20 protein-coding genes are annotated in these 22,157 nt (G+C 60.0%); 18 read left to right on the top strand and 2 right to left on the bottom strand.

Going from position 1 to position 22,157, the window contains the following annotated elements:
* Positions 1-174 precede the first annotated feature (174 nt).
* Positions 175-1,041 carry a pirin family protein gene (locus PPTH39_RS04110; protein WP_095025095.1) on the top strand — a complete coding sequence of 289 codons (867 nt, stop codon included), beginning with the start codon at positions 175-177 and terminating at the stop codon, positions 1,039-1,041.
* Between the two features lie 81 nt (positions 1,042-1,122).
* Entirely contained in the window at positions 1,123-1,749 is a 627-nt protein-coding gene (gene ycaC, locus PPTH39_RS04105; RefSeq protein ID WP_095002456.1) for an isochorismate family cysteine hydrolase YcaC, read from the top strand.
* Positions 1,750-1,823: 74 nt separating this feature from the next.
* Here the strand turns inward: ycaC and PPTH39_RS04100 are convergent, their stop codons facing one another.
* Together PPTH39_RS04100 and PPTH39_RS04095 are read right to left on the bottom strand one after the other, a co-directional pair.
* A complete protein-coding gene (locus PPTH39_RS04100) occupies positions 1,824-3,005 on the bottom strand; it encodes an acetyl-CoA C-acyltransferase family protein (RefSeq protein ID WP_095021359.1) in 1,182 nt (393 codons plus the stop codon).
* Positions 3,006-3,049: 44 nt separating this feature from the next.
* A complete protein-coding gene (locus tag PPTH39_RS04095) occupies positions 3,050-3,964 on the bottom strand; it encodes a LysR family transcriptional regulator (protein WP_095002430.1) in 915 nt (304 codons plus the stop codon).
* A 133-nt stretch (positions 3,965-4,097) separates the two neighbouring features.
* Here PPTH39_RS04095 and leuC point away from each other — a divergent pair, with 133 nt between their 5' ends.
* The 16 genes from leuC (at position 4,098) to PPTH39_RS04015 (ending at position 22,117) form a co-directional block, all read left to right on the top strand.
* Complete coding sequence (gene leuC, locus PPTH39_RS04090; RefSeq protein WP_095021360.1) at positions 4,098-5,531, top strand: 3-isopropylmalate dehydratase large subunit; 1,434 nt, start codon at positions 4,098-4,100, stop codon at positions 5,529-5,531.
* A complete protein-coding gene (leuD, locus tag PPTH39_RS04085; RefSeq protein WP_095002432.1) occupies positions 5,528-6,172 on the top strand; it encodes a 3-isopropylmalate dehydratase small subunit in 645 nt (214 codons plus the stop codon). Before leuC ends, leuD begins: the two co-directional genes overlap by 4 nt.
* A 121-nt stretch (positions 6,173-6,293) precedes the next feature.
* A complete protein-coding gene (locus PPTH39_RS04080; RefSeq protein ID WP_130871646.1) occupies positions 6,294-7,061 on the top strand; it encodes a class I SAM-dependent methyltransferase in 768 nt (255 codons plus the stop codon).
* A gap of 56 nt (positions 7,062-7,117) precedes the next feature.
* Entirely contained in the window at positions 7,118-8,200 is a 1,083-nt protein-coding gene (leuB, locus tag PPTH39_RS04075) for a 3-isopropylmalate dehydrogenase (RefSeq protein ID WP_095002434.1), read from the top strand.
* A gap of 68 nt (positions 8,201-8,268) precedes the next feature.
* A complete protein-coding gene (gene asd, locus PPTH39_RS04070) occupies positions 8,269-9,381 on the top strand; it encodes an aspartate-semialdehyde dehydrogenase (RefSeq protein ID WP_095002435.1) in 1,113 nt (370 codons plus the stop codon).
* Between the two features lie 166 nt (positions 9,382-9,547).
* Positions 9,548-10,558, top strand: a complete 1,011-nt coding sequence (locus PPTH39_RS04065) for an aspartate-semialdehyde dehydrogenase (RefSeq protein ID WP_130871645.1) — start codon at positions 9,548-9,550, stop codon at positions 10,556-10,558.
* A gap of 61 nt (positions 10,559-10,619) precedes the next feature.
* Positions 10,620-12,986 (top strand): motility hub landmark protein FimV, encoded by a 2,367-nt coding sequence (locus PPTH39_RS04060; protein ID WP_130871644.1) that lies wholly within the window; start codon positions 10,620-10,622, stop codon positions 12,984-12,986.
* 252 nt (positions 12,987-13,238) lie between these two features.
* Positions 13,239-14,063, top strand: coding sequence for a tRNA pseudouridine(38-40) synthase TruA (gene truA / locus PPTH39_RS04055; RefSeq protein ID WP_095002438.1), 825 nt, complete (start codon positions 13,239-13,241; stop codon positions 14,061-14,063).
* A 56-nt stretch (positions 14,064-14,119) separates the two neighbouring features.
* On the top strand, positions 14,120-14,743 hold the full coding sequence (locus PPTH39_RS04050) for a phosphoribosylanthranilate isomerase (protein ID WP_095021363.1): 624 nt from the start codon (positions 14,120-14,122) through the stop codon (positions 14,741-14,743).
* A 268-nt stretch (positions 14,744-15,011) separates the two neighbouring features.
* Positions 15,012-15,932, top strand: coding sequence for an acetyl-CoA carboxylase, carboxyltransferase subunit beta (gene accD, locus PPTH39_RS04045; protein ID WP_095002440.1), 921 nt, complete (start codon positions 15,012-15,014; stop codon positions 15,930-15,932).
* Entirely contained in the window at positions 15,929-17,236 is a 1,308-nt protein-coding gene (gene folC / locus PPTH39_RS04040) for a bifunctional tetrahydrofolate synthase/dihydrofolate synthase (protein WP_095018884.1), read from the top strand. The genes accD and folC overlap by 4 nt, the downstream gene beginning before the upstream one ends.
* A complete protein-coding gene (locus PPTH39_RS04035; protein WP_095002442.1) occupies positions 17,220-17,846 on the top strand; it encodes an SPOR domain-containing protein in 627 nt (208 codons plus the stop codon). Before folC ends, PPTH39_RS04035 begins: the two co-directional genes overlap by 17 nt.
* Positions 17,847-17,952: 106 nt before the next feature.
* Entirely contained in the window at positions 17,953-18,510 is a 558-nt protein-coding gene (locus PPTH39_RS04030; RefSeq protein ID WP_095002443.1) for a CvpA family protein, read from the top strand.
* A 41-nt stretch (positions 18,511-18,551) separates the two neighbouring features.
* The gene (gene purF, locus PPTH39_RS04025) at positions 18,552-20,057 is read left to right on the top strand and encodes an amidophosphoribosyltransferase (protein ID WP_095002444.1); all 1,506 of its coding nucleotides are present in this window, start codon (positions 18,552-18,554) and stop codon (positions 20,055-20,057) included.
* A 72-nt stretch (positions 20,058-20,129) separates the two neighbouring features.
* The gene (locus tag PPTH39_RS04020) at positions 20,130-21,341 is read left to right on the top strand and encodes an O-succinylhomoserine sulfhydrylase (RefSeq protein WP_095036728.1); all 1,212 of its coding nucleotides are present in this window, start codon (positions 20,130-20,132) and stop codon (positions 21,339-21,341) included.
* An 8-nt stretch (positions 21,342-21,349) separates the two neighbouring features.
* On the top strand, positions 21,350-22,117 hold the full coding sequence (locus PPTH39_RS04015) for an SDR family oxidoreductase (protein WP_153400341.1): 768 nt from the start codon (positions 21,350-21,352) through the stop codon (positions 22,115-22,117).
* Positions 22,118-22,157 lie beyond the last annotated feature (40 nt).

Genomic DNA, 22,157 nt, shown 5'->3' with positions numbered 1-22,157 from the left:
ACCAGAAACAAGTTTCTGATTTAGTTGGTTTTGCTCCGGCCATTACAGGCTTGACCCGCTGATGCAGGGCGGAATAATTGTTCCATTCATAGAACGATCAGTACCAAAAAACCTGTCTAGTCTTATGGGTGCGACGAATCTATAGTTGTTGCCATGATTTACAGGAGGTGCAACATGAAAAAAATTCTTGGTGTTTATCAGGCCCCCCGCCCTCATTGGGTCGGCGATGGTTTTCCGGTTCGCACGATGTTTTCCTACGACAGCATGGGCAAACACATCAGCCCGTTTCTGTTGCTGGATTACGCCGGGCCAGCCGAGTTCACGCCCACTACAGAGCGTCGTGGTGTAGGCCAGCACCCGCACCGTGGTTTTGAAACGGTGACCATCGTCTACAAGGGCGAAGTGGAACACCGTGACTCCACCGGCAACGGCGGGGTGATCGGCCCGGGTGATGTGCAGTGGATGACCGCAGCGTCCGGCATCCTGCACGAGGAGTTCCATTCCGAGGCGTTTGCCCGCAGTGGCGGCCCGCTGGAGATGGTGCAGCTATGGGTCAACCTGCCGGCAAAGGACAAAATGGCCGCGCCGGGGTATCAGGGCATCGTCGACCGTGACATCCCCGACCTGGCGCTCAAGGACGATGCCGGCCGTTTGCGCCTGATTGCCGGTGAGTTCGATGGCAAACGCGGCCCGGCCCATACCTTTACGCCGATCGACGTGTGGGATATCCGCTTGAATGCGGGCAAGTCGACTACGCTGGATCTTCACCCGGGCCGCAACACTGCGCTGGTGGTGCTGCATGGTGCGGTCGAGGTCAACGGTCAGGACGTGGTGCGTGAAGGGCAGCTTGCGCTGTTTGAGCGTGATGGCTCGAGCATCCGCCTTGAAGCCAATAACGACGCCGTGCTGCTGGTCCTCAGCGGCGAGCCGATCGACGAACCGATCGTGGGCCATGGGCCGTTTGTGATGAACACCGACGCCGAAATCCATCAGGCGTTTGTGGACTTCCAGTCGGGCAAGTTTGGCCGCATGCCCGCGTAGCAATGCTGCACCGAAGCGCAATGCCAGGCCATGAGGGTCATGGCCTGGCCTTTTCTGTCTTATCCCAGAGAGGTAAACCCTGTGACAACTTCTTACAAGCGTTTGGACAAGGACAATGCCGCCGTTTTGTTGGTGGACCATCAGGCGGGTTTGCTGTCGCTGGTGCGGGATATCGAACCGGACAAATTCAAGAACAACGTGCTGGCGCTGGCTGATCTGGCCAAGTACTTCAAGTTGCCGACCATTTTGACCACCAGCTTCGAAACCGGACCCAACGGCCCGCTGGTGCCCGAGTTGAAGGCGCTGTTCCCGCAAGCGCCCTATATCGCCCGCCCGGGGCAGATCAATGCCTGGGACAACGAGGATTTTGTCAAGGCGGTCAAGGCAACAGGTAAAAAGCAACTGATCATCGCAGGGGTGGTCACTGAGGTCTGCGTGGCATTCCCGGCACTGTCGGCACTGGCTGAAGGCTATGAGGTGTTTGTGGTGACGGATGCGTCGGGTACGTTCAACGAAATCACCCGCCATTCGGCCTGGGATCGCATGTCATCCTCGGGTGCGCAACTGATGACCTGGTTTGGTCTGGCCTGTGAGCTGCATCGCGACTGGCGCAATGACATTGAAGGCCTGGGCGCGCTGTTCTCCAACCATATCCCGGACTATCGCAATCTGATCACCAGCTACTCCACGTTGACAGCCGGTAAATAACCGTTGGGCTCGTAGCGGCTGCCGAAGGAACGATGCTGCGTTCGGCGGCAGTTGCTACGAGTTTTGGTCGTGTTTCACACCCGTTCGAAAATCACCGCTATGCCCTGGCCGCCGCCAATGCACATGGTCGCCAGGGCATAACGACCCTGTGTCCGATGCAGTTCATGGATGGCCTTGGTCGCGATGATCGCGCCCGTGGCCCCCACCGGGTGGCCCAGGGCGATGCCCGAACCGTTGGGGTTGACCCTGGCCGGGTCCATATCCAGTTCCTGCATCACGGCACACGCCTGGGCGGCGAAGGCAATGTTGGCTTCGATCACGTCCATGTCACCGATCTTCAAGCCAGCCCGCTTCAATGCCAGCCGCGTTGCCGGTATCGGTCCCAACCCCATCAGCTCGGGTTCAACCCCTGCATGGGCGTAGGCCACCAGCCGCGCCATCGGCGCAAGATTGCCCGCCAGTACTGCCGCGCCAGTGGCCAGCACCAGCGCCGCCGCCCCATCATTGAGCCCCGATGCATTGCCTGCAGTCACGCTGCCGTCTTTCTTGAAGGCCGGTTTCATCAGCGCCAACTGCTCCAGGGTAGTGGCCCGCGGGTGCTCGTCCTGGCTGAACATCACACTGCCTTTGCGGCTGCGTACCTCGACGGTGGCGATCTGGCTGTCGAAGTAACCTTGCTCGATAGCCCGGGCGGCGCGTTGCTGGTCTTCAAGCGCCAGAGCGTCCTGGGCCTGGCGGCTGATGCTGTTGCGTTGGGCGATATTCTCGGCCGTTACACCCATATGAATGCCGTGGAACGGGTCGTGCAAAATACCCAGCATGTAGTCGAGCATTGGCGTATCGCCCATGCGCGCACCCCAGCGGGCGGCGGGCATCAGGTAGGGGCCGCGGCTCATGGCTTCGGCCCCGGCGCCAATGGCGAAGTCGGCGTCGCCGAGCATCAGGGTATGGGCGGCAGAAATGATCGCCTGCAAGCCCGAACCGCACAGGCGGTTGACGTTGTAGGCCGGGGTTTCCTTGGGGATCCCGGCATTGATCGCCGCAACCCGCGCCAGATAGGCATCCTGGGGCTCGGTGGGAATCACGTTGCCCATCACCACATGACCGATGCGCCCGGGGTCGACCTGGCTGCTGTGCAACGCGGCCTTGACCGCAGTGCTGGCCAGCTCGGCCAGGGGCACGTCCTTGAGCGAGCCGCCAAAGGTGCCGATGGCCGTGCGCCGGGCGCTGAGGATGAAAATTTCAGGAGTTTGCATGGCGGGTCCTTATTGTTTTATCGGGCCAAATGCGCGGGATTATTTCACCGGTGTACGGTTTGGGCGTCGTCCGTTTGTGCGGGCAGGGCATCTACCTGGGCATCGAGCAGGGTCATAAAGGCATGGGCCGCATTGGACAAGGTGCGTTCGGTATGCAGGATATACCCCAGCTGGCGGGTCAGCTGGATGCCGGGCAGGGCAATCGATGCCACCTGCTCATCCAGCATGGTGCGCGGCAACACGCTCCAGGCCAGGCCGATGGACACCATCATCTTGATGGTCTCCAGGTAATTGGTGCTCATGGCGATGTTGGGCGTCAGGCCCTGGGCTTCAAACAGGCGATGGACAATATGATGGGTAAAGGTATTGCCGCCGGGAAACACCGCTGGATGGCGTGCAATATCGGCCATGCTTACGGCTTTTTGCCGGGTCAGGCGGTGCTCCGGGGCCACCACGAAATCCAGCGGGTCATCCCAGACCGGTACCGCGCGAATCAGTGAATGGGGCTCCGGCGCCAGGGTAATCACTGCCAGTTCGGCACGCCCATGCAGAATTTCATCGTAGGCCACTTCTGAATCGAGAAACTGAATATCCAGCGCGACCTTGGGGTAAGTGCGGGTGAACTCGCGCAGTAAAGGTGGCAGTCGGTGCAGACCGATATGATGGCTGGTAGCCAGGGTCAGGCGCCCGCTGACTTCGCCATTGAGGTTGTTGAGTGCCCGGCGCGTGTCATCCAGTACGTTGAGGATCTGGTAAGCGCGCGGCAGCAAGGCCCGGCCGGCTTCGGTGAGGCTGACCTCACGGCCCAGCCGGTCGAACAGCCTGAGCTTGAGTTGCTGCTCGATGCTGGCAATGCGTTTGCTGATGGCTGGCTGGGTCAGGAACAGCCGTTCGGCGGCCCCGGAAAAACTGCCGGTTTCAGCAATTGCAATAAACGCATTGAGATTCGCGAGATCCATCTATTCGAATTCCTGTTGGTTATCCAAAGCATAAAAATTATGAATTTGAGTTATTCACTGTAACCCCATAGGATCGACCTCACAAGCCAAGTGGTTATTGGCACAGAAAAGTAGCTGATGAGGAAACCGTCTGATGGCCGGCAAAACGCTCTACGACAAGCTCTGGGATTCGCATTTGGTCAAGCAGCGTGACGATGGCTCGGCGCTGATCTACATCGACCGTCACATCATTCACGAAGTGACCTCGCCGCAAGCCTTTGAAGGCCTGCGGCTGGCCGGGCGCAAGCCTTGGCGTATCGATGCCAACATCGCCACCCCGGACCACAACGTACCGACCACGCCGGAGCGTAAAGGCGGGATCGAAGCGATTGCCGATCAGGTTTCCCGTCTGCAGGTGCAAACCCTGGATGACAACTGTGACGAATACGGCATTACCGAATTCAAGATGAACGACGTGCGTCAGGGTATCGTCCATGTGATCGGCCCGGAGCAGGGCGCGACCTTGCCGGGCATGACCGTGGTCTGCGGTGACTCGCACACCTCGACTCACGGCGCCTTCGGTGCATTGGCCCACGGTATCGGCACTTCCGAGGTCGAGCATGTGCTCGCCACCCAGTGCCTTGTCGCCAAAAAAATGAAGAACATGCTGGTGTCGGTCGAAGGGCAATTGCCGTTCGGCGTAACCGCCAAGGACATCGTACTGGCCGTGATCGGCAAGATCGGCACCGCGGGCGGCAATGGTCATGCCATCGAATTCGCCGGCAGCGCGATTCGTGACTTGTCCGTCGAAGGCCGCATGACCATCTGCAATATGTCCATCGAAGCCGGTGCCCGTGTAGGCCTGGTGGCCGCCGATCAGAAAACTGTCGATTATGTAAAGGGCCGTCCGTTTTCGCCTAAAGGCGCTGAATGGGACCTGGCGGTCGAAGCCTGGAAAGACCTGGTGTCCGACAGCGATGCGCAGTTCGACACCGTGGTTGAACTGGACGCTACGCAGATCAAGCCGCAAGTCAGCTGGGGCACTTCGCCCGAGATGGTTCTGGCGGTTGATCAGAACGTGCCGGATCCGGCACAGGAAACCGACCTGGTCAAGCGTGGCTCGATCGAACGTGCATTGAAGTACATGGGCCTGACCGCCAACCAGGCGATCACCGATATCCAGCTCGATCGCGTATTTATCGGCTCGTGCACCAACTCGCGGATCGAAGACTTGCGTGCTGCGGCAGTAATTGCCAAGGGGCGCAAGGTGGCGTCCACCATCAAACAGGCGATTGTGGTGCCGGGCTCGGGTCTGGTTAAAGCCCAAGCCGAGGCTGAAGGTCTGGACAAGATCTTTATCGAGGCCGGTTTTGAATGGCGTGAGCCGGGTTGTTCGATGTGCCTGGCGATGAACCCGGACCGCCTTGAGTCGGGCGAGCATTGTGCCTCGACCTCCAACCGCAACTTTGAAGGCCGTCAGGGCGCCGGTGGCCGTACTCACCTGGTCAGCCCGGCCATGGCCGCTGCCGCCGCCGTGAATGGTCGTTTTATTGATGTCCGTGAATTGATCCAGGGGAGCGCAGCATGAAGGCTTTTACTCAGCACACCGGTTTGGTCGCGCCTTTGGATCGTGCCAACGTCGATACCGACCAGATCATTCCCAAGCAATTCCTGAAGTCGATCAAGCGTACCGGCTTTGGCCCTAACCTGTTTGACGAGTGGCGTTATCTGGATGTGGGTCAGCCCTACCAGGACAACTCCAAGCGCCCGCTGAACAAGGATTTTGTGCTTAACGCCGAGCGTTACCAGGGCGCCAGTGTGTTGCTGGCCCGGGAAAACTTCGGTTGCGGCTCCAGCCGTGAGCACGCGCCGTGGGCGCTGGAAGAGTACGGTTTTCGCAGCATCATCGCGCCGAGCTACGCCGATATCTTCTTCAATAACAGCTTCAAGAACGGTTTGTTGCCGATCATCCTGAGCGACGCCGAAGTCGATGAGCTGTTTGCCCAGGTTGAAGCCGAGCCGGGTTACCAGCTCAAGATCGACCTCGAGGCACAAACCGTGACCCGCCCGGATGGCAAGGTGCTGGGCTTTGAAATCGATGCGTTTCGCAAGCATTGCCTGCTCAACGGCCTGGACGATATCGGCCTGACCTTGCAGGACGGCGATGCAATTGCCGCGTTTGAAAGCAAGCACCGTGCGAGCCAGCCGTGGTTGTTTCGCGACGCTTGAATGGCCTCATCGCGGGCAAGCCCGGCTCCCACAGGGGAATGCATTTCAAATGTGGGAGCGGGCTTGCCCGCGATGACGGCAGTGTGGACAACCCAAGTCTTGACGCTAAAAGGAAGTTTTAATGACCAGTACCGCCCAGCACACCCAGGTCGTACAAAAGCAGTTCGGCGAACAGGCGTCGGCCTATCTGAGCAGCGCCGTGCATGCGCAAGGCACCGAGTTCGGTCTGCTCAAGGCCGAGCTGGCGGGTAAAGTTGAAGCGCGGGTGCTGGACCTGGGGTGTGGCGCGGGCCATGTAAGCTTTCATGTGGCTGCACTGGTCAAGGATGTGGTGGCATACGACCTGTCGCAACAAATGCTCGATGTGGTCGGTGCTGCCGCCAGCGATCGCGGGCTGGGCAATATCAGCACCGTTTGCGGCGCGGCAGAGCGTTTGCCGTTTGCCGATGGCGAGTTCGACTATGTGCTCAGCCGTTACTCGGCCCATCACTGGAGCGATCTGGGCGTTGCCCTGCGCGAAGTGCGCCGGGTGCTCAAGCCGGGTGGCGTAGCGGCATTTATCGATGTGATCTCACCCGGCAGCCCGTTGTTCGACACCTACCTGCAAAGTGTCGAAGTGCTGCGCGACACCAGCCATGTACGCGATTATTCGAGCGCCGAATGGCTGCGTCAGGTCAGTGAAGCCGGTTTGCACGTGCGCAGCACACAGCGTCAGCGTTTGCGTTTAGAGTTCAGCTCCTGGATCGAGCGCATGCGTACGCCACAGGTCATGAGCGCGGCCATCCGCCAGTTGCAGCAGTCGATGGGCGCCGAAGTACGCGATTATTTTGAAATTGAAGCCGATGGTTCGTTCAGCACCGATGTGCTGGTGCTGTGGGCCGAGAAGTAACCTGAATATTTCCGGGTGCGCCTGCGGGGGCATCAACAGACAAGAAAGAGGAACCCATGAGCAAGCAGATTCTGATTCTCCCTGGCGACGGTATTGGTCCGGAAATCATGGCCGAAGCGGTCAAGGTGCTGGAGCTGGCCAGTGACAAGTTCAACCTGGGCCTGGAGCTGACCCACGACCTGATCGGCGGCGCAGCCATCGACAAGCATGGCGTACCGTTGGCCGACGAGACCCTTGAGCGCGCCCGTGCGGCCGACGCTGTCTTGCTGGGCGCCGTGGGTGGCCCGAAATGGGACAAGATCGAGCGCGACATTCGCCCCGAGCGCGGCCTGCTGAAAATCCGTGCGCAACTGGGCCTGTTCGGCAACCTGCGCCCGGCAATCCTGTACCCGCAACTGGCTGATGCATCGAGCCTCAAGCCGGAAATCGTTTCCGGACTGGATATCCTCATCGTTCGCGAATTGACCGGTGGTATCTACTTCGGCGCCCCCCGTGGCACCCGCGAGCTGGAAAACGGTGAGCGTCAGGCTTATGACACCCTGCCGTACAGCGAAAGCGAAATCCGCCGCATTGCCCGCGTCGGTTTCGACATGGCCCGCGTGCGTGGCAAAAAGCTCTGCTCGGTGGACAAGGCCAACGTGCTGGCGTCCAGCCAGCTGTGGCGTGAAGTGGTCGAGCAAGTGGCCAAGGACTACCCGGACGTCGAGCTGAGCCATATGTACGTCGACAACGCGGCCATGCAACTGGTGCGCGCACCCAAGCAATTTGACGTGATCGTCACCGAAAACATGTTCGGTGACATCCTCTCCGACCAGGCTTCGATGCTCACCGGCTCTATCGGCATGCTGCCATCGGCATCCCTGGACACCCACAACAAGGGCATGTACGAGCCTTGCCACGGTTCGGCGCCGGACATCGCGGGGCAGGGCATTGCCAACCCGCTGGCGACCATTTTGTCGGTGTCGATGATGCTGCGTTACAGCTTCAACCAGACCGCTGCTGCCGATGCCATCGAGCAGGCCGTAAGCCTGGTTCTGGACCAGGGTTTGCGTACCGGTGATATCTGGTCGACGGGTTGCACCCGGGTCGGAACACAGGAAATGGGCAATGCAGTAGTCGCGGCGCTGCAGAATCTGTAATCTCTCGGGCCCGTTACTTCCTGTTGGTGGAAGTAACGACCCCACTTTTTGTTAAAGGTGTAGTTGCGATGAAACGTGTAGGTCTGGTCGGTTGGCGCGGTATGGTTGGTTCCGTGCTCATGCAGCGGATGCTGGAAGAGCAGGATTTCGATCTGATCGAACCGGTGTTTTTCACCACTTCCAATGTCGGTGGACAAGGTCCGTCCGTGGGCAAGGATATTGCCCCGCTCAAGGATGCTTACAACATTGAAGAGCTGAAAACCCTCGATGTAATCCTGACCTGCCAGGGCGGCGACTACACCAGCGAGGTGTTCCCCAAGCTGCGTGAGGCGGGCTGGCAAGGTTACTGGATCGATGCAGCGTCGACCCTGCGCATGCAGGATGATGCGGTCATTATTCTGGACCCGGTCAACCGCAAGGTCATCGACCAGCAGCTGGATGCCGGCACCAAAAACTATATCGGCGGCAACTGCACTGTCAGCCTGATGCTGATGGGTCTGGGCGGTCTGTTCGAAGCCGGTCTGGTAGAGTGGATGAGCGCCATGACCTACCAGGCGGCCTCGGGCGCCGGTGCGCAGAACATGCGCGAGCTGATCAAGCAGATGGGCACTACTCATGCGGCGGTCGCCGATCAACTGGCCGACCCGGCCAGCGCGATTCTGGATATCGACCGTCGTGTGGCCGAGGCCATGCGCAGCGATGCCTACCCGACCGAAAACTTCGGTGTGCCATTGGCCGGCAGCCTGATCCCGTGGATCGACAAAGAGCTGCCGAACGGTCAAAGCCGTGAAGAGTGGAAAGCGCAGGCAGAAACCAACAAGATCCTGGGTCGCTTCAAGAACCCGGTTCCGGTGGACGGTATTTGCGTACGTATCGGTGCGATGCGTTGCCACAGCCAGGCCTTGACCATCAAGCTGAACAAAGATGTGCCTATCGCCGATATCGAAGGTTTGATCAGCCAGCACAACCCCTGGGTCAAGCTGGTGCCAAACCAGCGTGAAGCCAGCATCCAGGAACTGAGCCCGACCAAGGTTACCGGCACCCTGAATGTACCGGTTGGCCGTCTGCGCAAGCTGAACATGGGTTCGCAGTTCCTCGGTGCCTTTACCGTGGGCGACCAGTTGCTGTGGGGCGCGGCAGAACCGCTGCGCCGCATGCTGCGGATTTTGCTGGAGCGTTAATTCGCCTCTGGCAGGTTCAAGCCCGCGTCTCGCAAGAGGCGCGGGCTTTTTATTGGATGATCAGCTGCTACGAGTTGTCATCATCCATCAAATAGGCCGGGCGCGTTGCCTGTCGGGGTTGTGCCCGGTACAGTGCCGCTCCCCACGTTTCGCCTGAGGTAGATACATGAACCAGTCCTTTGATATCGCCGTCGTTGGCGCCACCGGCACTGTCGGCGAAACCATCGTACAAATGCTCGAAGAGCGTGATTTTCCGGTTGGCAAGTTGCACTTGCTGGCCAGCAGTGAATCTGACGGGCATTCGGTGCCTTTTCGCGGTAAAAACGTCAGGGTGCGCGATGTCGACACGTTCGATTTCAGCAGCGTACAGCTGGCATTCTTTGCCGCAGGCCCTGCCGTGACCTTGAGTTTTGCTGCCAAGGCCAGTGCAGCCGGCAGCATGGTGGTCGACCTGTCCGGCGCGCTGCCTTCTGCACAGGCGCCGCAGGTGGTACCTGAAGCCAACGCGCAGGTGCTGGCAACCTTGAAAAAACCACTGCAAGTCAGCAGCCCGAGTCCTTCGGCCACCGCACTGGCCGTGGTGCTGGCGCCTTTGCTAAGAGTGCTGGAAATTCAGCGGGTCAATGTGACGGCCTGCATGGCAGTTTCCGCTCAAGGCCGTGAAGCGGTCTCGGAGCTGGCACGCCAAACCACCGCGCTGCTGAACCTGCATCCGCTGGAAACCAGCTTCTTTGATCGTCAGATGGCCTTCAACGTCCTGGCCCAGGTCGGCCCGCCGGACGCACAGGGCCATGTGCCGCTGGAAAAACGTTTGGTCAATGAGCTGCGCGAAGTTCTGGCTATGCCTACGCTGAAGGTATCGGCCAGCAGTGTGCAAGTGCCGGTATTTTTTGGTGACAGCTTCAGCGTGTCCCTGCAACTGGCCGGGCCGGTGGATCTGGTTGAAGTCAATGCCGCCCTCGAGGCAGGTGAGGGTATCGAGCTGGTGGAAGCCGGTGACTACCCGACTGCTGTTGGCGATGCCGTAGGTCAGGATGTGGTGTATGTCGGTCGAGTGCGTCACGGTGTGGACGACACATCTGAACTTAATCTGTGGCTGACGTCAGATAACGTACGCAAGGGTGGCGCATTGAACGCCGTGCAGTTGGCTGAGTTGTTGATAAAAGACCAACTGTAAAAGATACTTGGCTGCTATACAGGTCTCGTGGGACGAGGCCTGTACCAATAAGGAAGAGGCTATGGTTCAGGTTCGCAAATTGGTGTTGGCAATCGCTGCCGCTTCGGCGCTGTCATCCGGTATGGCGCAGGCGCTTGAGCTTGGGGAGCTGACGCTCAAGTCGGCGCAGAACCAGCCGCTGCTGGCAGAAATCGAGCTGCTCGATGTCAAGGACCTGACTGCTGCGCAAGTGGTGCCAAGCCTTGCCCCCGAACAGGAGTTCAGCAAGGCCGGAGTTCCGCGCCCGGCGTTTCTGGATGATTTGCGCTTTACCCCGATCATCAACGCCGATGGCAAGAGCGTATTGCGCGTCACCTCCAGCCAGCCGCTGTCCGAACCTTTTGTGAACTTCCTGGTGCAGGTGATGTGGCCCAACGGCCGCTTGATGCGCGACTACAGCGTGTTGCTCGATCCCGCCCGGTTCTCGCCGCAGGCCGCGTCGGCGGCATCAACGTCTGCGCCTGCCGCGCCCGTGCAGTACACCACCACGTCCCGTGACACACTGTGGGAGATCGCCGCCAAGGCGCGCAACGGCGGCTCGGTGCAGCAGACCATGCTGGCAATTCAGGCCCTGCACCCTGATGCGTTTATCAACGGCAATATCAACCGGCTTAAAACCGGCCAGGTACTGCGCCTGCCAGATGCCTCGCAAAGTGTGCAATTGCCCCAGGCCAGGGCCATCAACGAAGTGGCGTCGCAAAATGCCGACTGGCGCAGTGGCCGTCGCACCGTACCGTTGGCCCAGCAACTCGATGCAACCGGTCGCAAGCCTGTGCCGGCGCCTGCCGCCAAGGCTGTGCATCAGGATGCCTTGAGTCTGGTTTCCGCTCAGGCAGGCAAGGGTGCTGCCGGGGATGCGAAAAAACTGGCTGACCAGCTGGCGATGACTCAGGAAGGTCTGGACAGCAGCCGTCGTGAAAATGCCGAGCTGCAAGACCGGATGAAAGACCTGCAAAGCCAGTTGGACAAGCTGCAGCGTTTGATTGAATTGAAGAACGATCAACTGGCCAGGCTGGAGGCCGGCAAAGGTGCGCCTGTCGACCCGGCAGTTGCGTTGGCCGGCGTGCAGGCCGCGGATGCGCCTGAAGCCGATATTGCGCCGGCAATCGAAGGTGCGCCGGCCACTGCAGTGGCACCAAGTCCTGAAGACACCGGGGCGACGCAAGGCCATGAGCGAAACATTCAGGACCTGCTGAACAGCCCGCTATTACTGGGGCTTGTCGGCGGCGGGGCGGTCTTGTTGCTGCTCTTGCTGTTGTTGCTCGTGCGTCGGCGCAAGGCGCTGCAAGAAGCGCAAAAACATGCGCGAATGGCTCGGGATCTTGAAAGTGAGTCCGGGTTTGCAGCCGATCTGGATCTGCCGCAAAGCAGTTTTGAGGGGCTTGAAGCGCCGTCGCGCAGTATCGATCCTGCACCTGCACCTGCACCTGCACCTGCACCTGCACCGGTCGTGGAGGCAGTAGCTCCGGTGGTCGCGCCGGTTACCCTGGCCAAGCCTGCGGCTGATGTGCTGGATCAGGCCGAGCGGTTGATTGAGCAGCGTCAGTTGAGCGAGGCCGTTGTATTGCTCAAGGCTGCGATCGATCGGGAGCCCCAGCGCAGTGATTTGCGTCTTGAGTTGATGCGGGTTTACGCCGAACTGGGTGATCGTGACGCTTTTATCGCTCAAGAGCGCCAACTGGTAGCCAATGGCAAGAATCACGCCCAGGTCGAGCAGCTCATAAATCGTTATCCGGGCATGGCGGTGGCGGCAGCGGCCGGCATTGCTACCGCAGCGGTGGCCACCCAGCTGCAAGCGCAATTTGTCCAGGACATGATGCGCGACGATCGCGAGGTCGAACCGCAGCCGGAGCCTGCTGCACCTGCACCTGCAGCGTTCGATCACGATTTTGATCTGAGCCTTGATGAACTGGAAGCGGCTTCCCCTGCGGTGGTGACGCCAGAACCTGCAGGGCTCGACAAGCCGGCGGCAGACAGTTTCGAAGCGGTGCTTGAACAGCAGGCTCAGGTTCAGGCGGCTCACGAAGGGGCGTCGGACTTTGATCTGGACCTGCCGGCGGACTTTGACCTGTCCCTGGCTGAAGAAAGCGCTCCACCCGCTGTGGCGGCGGACAGCTTTGCCCTTGAGCTGGACAAGGTCAATGCCGAGTTGCATCGCCTGTCGCAAAGCCTTGAGCAATCATCGCTGGAACAGCCCTTTGCCGATGATGAGCCGGAATTCGACTTCCTCTCGGGCGCCGATGAAACGGCCACCAAACTCGATCTGGCCCAGGCCTATATCGATATGGGTGACGACGAAGGTGCGCGGGATATTCTGACCGAGGTCATGGAGGAGGGTAATCCACAGCAGCAGGCCGAAGCCCTGGAAATGATGGCACGCCTGAACTGAGTGAAACGCCTTTAGATACTCTGTTGCCGGTCAACCCTCCCTGTGGGAGCTAGCCTGCTCGCGAACGACCTTCGCGAGCAGGCTCGCTCCCACAGTTGAAATGTCCTTCGGCAGCTGCTACGAAGCCTGGTTTGTCTGACGTTCCGGTTAAATGTTTCATGGCGTCTTGCCGGGTGCGCCCTATAATGGCCGCCTTTGCGTTTATGAGCAGGCTGCAAGTCCTTGGCAAATATAGATAACCCGGCCGCTGAAATGGCCGCGGAAGGTTTTTACCGAATCGCCCTTGGGGTGGAATACAAAGGTTCGCGCTACAGCGGCTGGCAGCGCCAGGCCAATGGTGTGCTGACCGTTCAGGAAACCCTGGAAAACGCCCTGTCCAAAGTGGCCGCCTCACCGGTCTCCCTGATGTGCGCCGGGCGTACGGATGCCGGTGTGCATGCCTGCGGGCAGGTGGTGCATTTTGACACCCGGGCCGAGCGCTCCCTGAAAGCCTGGGTCATGGGCGCCAATATCAATTTGCCCCATGACATCAGCGTCACCTGGGCCCAGGTCATGCCCGCGCACTTCCATGCCCGCTTCAAGGCCATCGCCCGGCGCTACCGCTATGTGATCTACAACGATCAGATCCGGCCGGCCCATCTGAATCAGGAAATCACCTGGAACCACCGCCCGCTGGATGTCGAGCGTATGGCCGAGGCAGCTCGACATCTGTTGGGCGTGCATGATTTCAGTGCCTTTCGCGCCGGACAGTGCCAGGCCAAATCCCCGATCAAGGAAATGCACCACCTGCGCGTGACCCGTCACGGCAACATGATTGTGCTGGATATTCGTGCCAGTGCCTTTCTGCACCATATGGTGCGCAATATCGCCGGGGTGCTGATGACTATCGGCACGGGCGAGCGGCCGGTGGAGTGGATCAAGGAAGTGCTGGAGAGCCGCGAGCGGCGCTCGGGCGGTGTGACGGCCCATCCCTACGGCCTGTATCTGGTGCAAGTTGAATACCGCGACGAGTTCCAGTTGCCGGAACGTTACATTGGTCCACATTTCTTGACCGGTTTTAGCGGCCTGGACGGCTGACGCCCGGATAAGCATTTGTTACCATCCGGGGCTTTCGCGTTCGGGGTGTTATCGAGATGTCCGTTGTTCGCAGCAAGATCTGCGGTATTACCCGCATAGAAGATGCACTGGCTGCGGTCGAGGCCGGGGCTGACGCCATAGGCTTCGTGTTCTACGCCAAGAGCCCGCGGTCAGTCACGGCCGCGCAGGCGCGGGCCATTATTGCCGCCTTGCCGCCTTTCGTGACTTCGGTGGGGTTGTTCGTCAATGCCAGCGCCTGTGAGCTGAACGAAACCCTGGATGCCGTGCCGCTGGATCTGCTGCAGTTTCATGGCGATGAAACCCCGGAGCAGTGCGAAGGCTATCACCGTCCTTATATCAAGGCGTTGCGGGTCAAGGCCGGTGATGACATCGCCGGTGCCTGCAAGGCCTATGCAGGGGCCAGCGGTATTTTGCTCGATGCCTATGTTGAAGGTGTACCGGGTGGAACTGGTCAGGCATTTGACTGGTCTTTGATACCTCAGGGTTTGCACAAGCCGATTATCCTGGCCGGCGGCCTGACGCCCGACAACGTTGCAGACGCCATCGCCCGGGTGCAGCCCTACGCCGTGGATGTCAGTGGCGGCGTTGAAAAGAGCAAGGGCATCAAGGATCACGACAGGATTCGTGCCTTTATGCGGGCAGTGCGCACGGCAAACTGATGCGGATGTGACGGCTGGCACTCTGCCGCCGTCCATCAATACCGCTCTGCGAAGCAGGCGGGCCCGGTGAGAAGACGGGCAGAAATTTAAGTGGCGGCCGCTCTGGTGCGTGCTGTCGGTAAGGCTGAGGGTTGCAGGGTTTTGCTGGTTTGCCGAGTGCGGACCGCGGTTCCGGCAATTATCGCCACACACCTGATTAATTTAGCTCAAGGGCATACACGGGGCCTGAACTGAACTGTTCTGGCCACCGGTACTGGAGAAAGAAAGCATGAGCAACTGGTTGGTAGACAAGCTGATTCCTTCGATCATGCGTTCCGAGGTCAAAAAGAGCTCGGTACCTGAAGGCCTGTGGCACAAATGCCCGTCCTGCGACGCTGTGCTTTATCGTCCGGAGCTGGAAAAGACCCTGGACGTTTGCCCGAAATGCAATCACCACATGCGTATCGGCGCCCGCGCCCGCATTGATATCTTCCTGGACGCCGACGGCCGTGCCGAACTGGGTGCAGACCTGGAGCCGGTTGACCGTCTCAAGTTCCGTGACAGCAAGAAGTACAAGGACCGTCTGGTCGGCGCGCAAAAGCAGACCGGCGAAAAAGACGCCCTGATCTCCATGAGCGGTACCTTGCTGGGCATGCCGGTGGTGGTATCGGCCTTCGAGTTCTCCTTCATGGGTGGCTCTATGGGTGCCATTGTTGGCGAGCGCTTCGTGCGTGCGGCCAATTACGCCCTTGAACACCGCTGCCCGATGATCTGCTTCGCAGCCTCGGGCGGTGCGCGGATGCAGGAAGCCCTGATCTCCCTGATGCAAATGGCCAAGACCTCGGCGGTACTGGCGCGTCTGCGTGAAGAAGGCATCCCGTTTATCTCGGTACTGACCGACCCGGTATACGGCGGTGTTTCGGCCAGCCTGGCGATGCTGGGTGACGTGATCGTGGCTGAGCCAAAGGCGCTGATCGGTTTTGCCGGCCCGCGTGTTATCGAACAGACCGTTCGCGAAAAACTGCCGGAAGGTTTCCAGCGCAGCGAGTTCCTGCTGGAGCACGGCGCCATCGACCTGATCGTTGCACGTCAGGAGCTGCGTCCGCGCCTGGGCAACCTGCTGGCGCAAATGATGGGCTTGCCGACACCGGTGTTCGTGGCCGCGCCTGTTGAAACCATCGTTGTTCCGCCGGCACCTGCGAACCTATGACCCAGCGCACCCTTGGCGAGTGGCTCGCCTATCTTGAGCAGTTGCATCCATCGGCCATCGATATGGGGCTGGATCGCGCACGCGAGGTAACGAACCGCTTGGGGCTGCAAAAGCCTGCGCCTCGGGTGGTGACGGTGACGGGTACCAATGGCAAGGGCTCGACCTGTGCGTTTGTGGCTTCGTTGCTGCAGGCGCAAGGGCTCAAGGTGGGGGTTTACAGTTCGCCCCACCTGCTGCGCTATAACGAGCGCGTACAAATTGAGGGTGTTGAAGTCTCGGACGAGCTGCTTTGCGAGGCCTTTGCGGCCCTGGATGCAGGGCGCGGCGAGACATCCCTTACATATTTTGAAATGGGTACGCTGGCAGCCTTCTGGTTGTTCGAGCGTGCCCAGCTGGATGCCGTGGTGCTGGAAGTCGGCCTGGGCGGGCGCCTGGATGCGGTCAATCTGGTGGATGCCGACCTGGCGCTGGTGACCAGTATCGGTGTCGATCATATTGAGTATCTGGGCAACACCCGCGAATCCGTGGGCTTTGAAAAGGCCGGGATTTTCCGTGCCGGCAAGCCGGCCCTGTGTGGCGATCTGAACCCGCCGCATACATTGCTCGACAAGGCTGCAGAGCTGGGTTGCCCGCTGTTTCTGCGCGGTCGTGACTTTGATCTGGCCAGTACCGATCAGGTCTGGCATTGGCGTGGTCAGGATGCCCGGGGGCAATTGATCGAGCTGCGCGATATTCCGCTGCTGGATCTGCCGATGGAAAACGCGGCGCTGGCCGTGCAGGCCTATGCGTTGACCGATCTGCCCTGGCAGCCGGAGCGCATTGTCGCGGCGCTGGCAGGTACTCGCATCACGGGGCGCCTGGATCGTCGCCAGTTCAGTTGGAAGGGCAAGCCCTTGCATATACTGCTGGATGTAGGGCACAACCCCCATGCCGCCGAGTATTTGGCGCGGCGCCTGGCGCAGCGGCCGGTGGCAGGCAAGCGCCTGGCGGTGTTCGGTTTGCTGGCCGACAAGGACCTGGATGGCGTAGTGTCACAACTGACGGGCTCGGTCGCGCATTGGGCTGTTGCGCCGCTGGATACCCCGCGCACGCGCCCGGGCGCTGAAGTCGAGGCCGCGCTGCAGGGTTTTGGGGCGGCTGTTTCGGCTTATGCCAGCGTGGAGCAAGCGCTTGAGGCGCAGTGCGAACGGGCCACGACTGACGACGAAATCCTGTTGTTCGGATCATTTTATTGTGTTGCCGAAGCGCTCGAGTGGTTGGAGCGGCGTGCCACGCAGGAGGCTGCAAATGGCTTTGCTGGATAAGGCGTACAAACAAAGGATGGTGGGTGCCCTGGTGCTGGTGGCGCTGGCGGTTATTTTTCTGCCGATGCTGTTCTCCCGGCAGGACGAGCTGCGTCAGATTGAGGTGGATGCACCGAGCGCCCCTGAAATGCCGGTAATGCCGCAGGTCAAGGTCGAGCCGGTTGCCGTGCCTGAGCCTCAGGTGATCCCTGAGGAACCGGCTCCGGTTGAGCAGCCGGTTGTCGAGCAGCAGGCACCAGCCCCGGTCGCACCGGTCGTGGCAAAGCCTGCAGTGGCTGCGCCCAAGCCTCCGGCTGTCACGCCGGCGCAAACCGTTGCCCAGGCACCGGCCAAGCTGGACACCACGCAAAAGCGTGTTGATCCCAATGGCTTGCCAATCAGCTGGTCGGTGCAACTGGTGAGCCTGTCCAATCGGGCCAGTGCTGATAACCTGCAAAAAACCCTTCGCAATCAAGGCTATAACGCTTATGTGCGATCTTCCGGCGGGATGAACCGGGTTTTTGTCGGCCCATTGCTGGAGCGTGCAGAGGCCGATCGCCTGCGCGATTTGCTTGGCAAGCAGCAAAACCTCAAGGGTTTTGTGGTGCGCTTCCAGCCTGAACGTGGCTGACAGCGTAAAAAGGTTCAATCTGATTGCACAAGCACGGATAAATCGCCTTACCTGAGCGGCGGCGCTCTGCTAAAATGCGCCGCCTCATCTATCCGTAGGCTGAACTGTGCCATTTACCTGGGTTGACTGGGCGATCGTTGCAATCATCGCCATCTCCGCTTTGATCAGCTTGAAGCGCGGCTTCGTAAAAGAAGCATTGTCGCTGTGCACCTGGATCATTGCCGGGGTCGTTGCCTGGATGTTCGGCGGTTCGCTGTCGCAATACCTCTCCGGATACATCGAAACACCTTCCGCCCGCGTTATCGCAGGGTGCACCATCATGTTTGTGGCCACCTTGCTGGTAGGCGCAATGATCAATTTTCTTATCGGCGAACTGATTCGCGTCACCGGCCTGTCCGGGACCGATCGTTTTCTCGGCATGGCTTTCGGCGCTGCGCGTGGCGCATTGCTGGTGGTCACTGCGGTCGGGCTGTTGAGCCTGGGGCCGGTACAGCAGGACTCATGGTGGCAGGAGTCACGGCTCGTGCCACAATTTCTATTGGTTGCCGACTGGTCCAAAAACCTCATTCTGGGGTGGAGCAGTCAGTGGCTGGCCAGCGGAATCAGCGTACCCGCTGACATTCCGTTCAAGGAGCATCTCTTGCCGGCTACCCAGCCCAAGTGAGTGGTGTTCAGTTCAGATCCATTAAGTAGGGGTTGCGTCGCATGTGTGGCATCGTCGGTATCGTCGGTAAGTCGAACGTCAATCAGGCGCTGTATGACGCGCTAACCGTCCTCCAGCACCGCGGCCAGGATGCTGCCGGTATTGTGACCAGCCATAATGGCCGGTTATTTCTGCGCAAGGACAACGGGCTGGTTCGTGACGTCTTTCATCAGCGTCATATGCAGCGCCTGGTCGGCAACGTGGGCATTGGCCACGTGCGCTATCCAACCGCTGGCAGCTCGACTTCAGCTGAAGCCCAGCCGTTTTATGTCAACTCGCCGTATGGCATCACCCTGGCGCATAACGGCAACCTGACCAACGTTGAACAGCTGGCCAAGGAGATTTACGAATCTGATTTGCGTCACGTCAACACCAACTCCGATTCGGAAGTGTTGCTTAACGTTTTCGCTCACGAACTGGCGCAGCGCGGCAAATTACAGCCGACTGAAGAAGACGTGTTTGCTGCCGTGACTGACGTGCACAACCGTTGCCGTGGCGGTTACGCCGTGGTTGCGATGATCACCGGTTATGGCATCGTCGGTTTCCGCGACCCGAACGGCATTCGTCCGATTGTCTTCGGTCAGCGTCATACCGACGAAGGCGTCGAGTACATGATCGCCTCCGAGAGCGTTTCCCTGGATGTACTGGGCTTTACCCTGATCCGCGATCTGGCGCCGGGTGAAGCGGTTTACATCACTGAAGACGGCAAGCTGCACACCCGTCAGTGCGCGGTAAACCCGAAACTGACCCCGTGCATCTTCGAACACGTGTATCTGGCGCGCCCGGACTCGATCATCGACGGCGTGTCGGTGTACAAGGCCCGTCTGCGCATGGGCGAGAAACTCGCCGAGAAGATCCTGCGTGAGCGTCCTGAGCACGATATCGACGTGGTGATCCCGATTCCGGACACCAGCCGCTGCGCTGCACTGGAACTGGCCAACCATCTGGGCGTCAAGTTCCGCGAAGGCTTCGTGAAAAACCGTTACATCGGTCGTACCTTCATCATGCCGGGCCAGGCTGCACGTAAAAAATCCGTGCGCCAGAAGCTCAACGCCATCGAACTCGAGTTCCGCGGCAAGAACGTGATGCTGGTGGATGACTCGATCGTGCGCGGTACCACCTGCAAGCAGATCATTCAGATGGCCCGCGAAGCCGGCGCCAAGAACGTTTACTTCTGCTCGGCGGCCCCGGCGGTTCGTTACCCGAACGTGTATGGCATCGACATGCCAAGCGCTCACGAACTGATCGCCCATAACCGCAGCACCCAGGAAGTGGCTGAGCTGATCGGCGCCGACTGGCTGATCTATCAGGATCTGCCTGACCTGATCGACGCTGTCGGTGGTGGCAAGATCAAGATCGATGCGTTCGATTGTGCAGTGTTTGACGGCAAGTACGTCACCGGCGATATTGACGACAACTACCTGGAGCGAATCGAGCGTGCGCGCAACGATGCTTCCAAGGTGATTGCCCAGGGCGTCGGTGCGACGATAGGCTTGTACAACAACTAAGTGTTCACCAAACCGGCCCTGATGGGCCGGTTTGCGTTTATCCAATACAAAGTAGAGCAAGGAGTGGGCAGCATGAGTCAGGATTGGGATGCGGGTCGGCTGGACAGCGACCTTGAGGGCGTAGCGTTCGACACCCTGGCGGTGCGTGCTGGCCAGCACCGTACGCCGGAAGGTGAGCACGGTGATGCAATGTTCCTGACCTCCAGCTACGTGTTCCGCACGGCGGCAGACGCGGCAGCGCGGTTCTCGGGCGAGGTGGCAGGCAATGTTTATTCGCGTTACACTAACCCCACCGTTCGTGCTTTCGAAGAGCGCATCGCCGCCCTTGAAGGTGCCGAGCAGGCTGTAGCCACGGCCACGGGCATGGCAGCCATTCTGTCGGTGGTGATGAGCCTGTGCAGCGCCGGCGACCATATCCTGGTCTCGCGCAGTGTGTTCGGTTCGACCATCAGCCTGTTTGAGAAGTACTTCAAGCGCTTTGGCGTGCAGGTCGATTACGTGCCGTTGGCCGAACTGGCTGGCTGGGACGCGGCGATCAAGCCCAACACCAAGCTGCTGTTTGTCGAGTCGCCGTCCAACCCGCTGGCCGAGCTGGTCGATATCGCCGCGCTGGCTGAAATCGCCCACGCCAAGGGTGCCTTGCTGGTGGTCGACAACTGCTTTTGCACGCCAGCCTTGCAACAGCCGCTGAAGCTGGGTGCAGACATCGTGGTGCATTCGGCAACCAAGTTCATCGATGGCCAGGGTCGTTGCATGGGTGGGGTAGTGGCCGGTCGTGGCGAGCTGATGAAAGAAATCGTCGGTTTCCTGCGTACCGCCGGGCCGACTCTGAGCCCGTTCAACGCGTGGATCTTCCTCAAGGGTCTGGAGACCCTCAACCTGCGCATGCGCGCTCACTGCGCCAGTGCCCAGGCCCTGGCCGAGTGGCTGGAGCAGCAGGATGGCGTAGAGAAGGTTCACTACGCCGGTCTCAAGAGCCATCCACAGTACGAATTGGCCCAGCGCCAGCAGCGCGGCTTTGGTGCCGTGGTCAGTTTTGAGGTCAAGGGCGGCAAAGAAGGCGCGTGGCGCTTTATCGACGCGACACGTCTGATCTCGATCACTGCCAACCTGGGTGACAGCAAAACCACGATTACTCATCCGGCGACCACTTCCCATGGTCGCCTGGCACCGCAAGAGCGTGAAGCGGCCGGTATTCGTGACAGCCTGATCCGCATCGCCGTAGGCCTGGAAGATGTCAGTGACCTGCAAGCCGACCTCGCACGAGGCCTGGCCGCGCTGTGACCGACTGGATGCTCGAGGCGCCGGTAAGCGGCAATGGCCGTGTAGCACTGGTCACCGGTGCTGCGCGGGGCATTGGCCTGGGCATTGCAGCCTGGCTGGTCAGTGAAGGCTGGCAAGTGGTGCTCAGCGACATTGACCGCGCCCGGGGCACAAAAGTGGCCAAGGCGCTGGGCGACAGTGCCTGGTTTGTGCGCATGGATGTGTCGGTTGAAGACGATGTCATCCAGTGTGTCGCGCAAGTGCTGGGGCAGTTCGGACGGCTGGACGGGCTGGTGTGCAACGCCGCGATTGCGGACCCGCACAACACGCCCCTGGAAAGCCTCGATCTGGAGCAGTGGAATCGCGTGCTGGCGGTCAATCTCACCGGGCCGATGTTGCTGGCCAAGCATTGTGCGCCGTATCTGCGTGCCCATTGCGGGGCGATCGTCAACCTGGCTTCCACCCGTGCGCGCCAGTCGGAGCCTGATACCGAGGCTTACGTGGCAAGCAAGGGCGGGTTGCTGGCATTGACCCATGCGCTGGCCATCAGCCTTGGCCCGCAAATCAGGGTCAATGCTGTAAGCCCGGGCTGGATCGACGCCCGTGATCCATCTGTAAGGCGTGCAGCGCCGTTGACGGACGCCGATCACGCTCAGCACCCTGCTGGCAGGGCAGGGGTTGTGGAGGACGTTGCCGCGATGGTTGCCTGGTTGTTGTCGCGCAACTCCGGTTTTGTCACGGGTCAGGAGTTTGTGGTGGATGGCGGCATGAGCAAGAAGATGATCTATGGCGATTAAGGCCAGGCCACTATTTTTGCTTGTTTTGAAAAAAACCAAT

This window comes from Pseudomonas bubulae (assembly GCF_900618535.1).
Classification (GTDB): Bacteria; Pseudomonadota; Gammaproteobacteria; order Pseudomonadales; family Pseudomonadaceae; genus Aquipseudomonas; species Aquipseudomonas bubulae.
The sequence above is the reverse complement of the archived record's forward strand: the minus strand, read 5'-3'. Positions and strand labels throughout refer to the sequence as shown.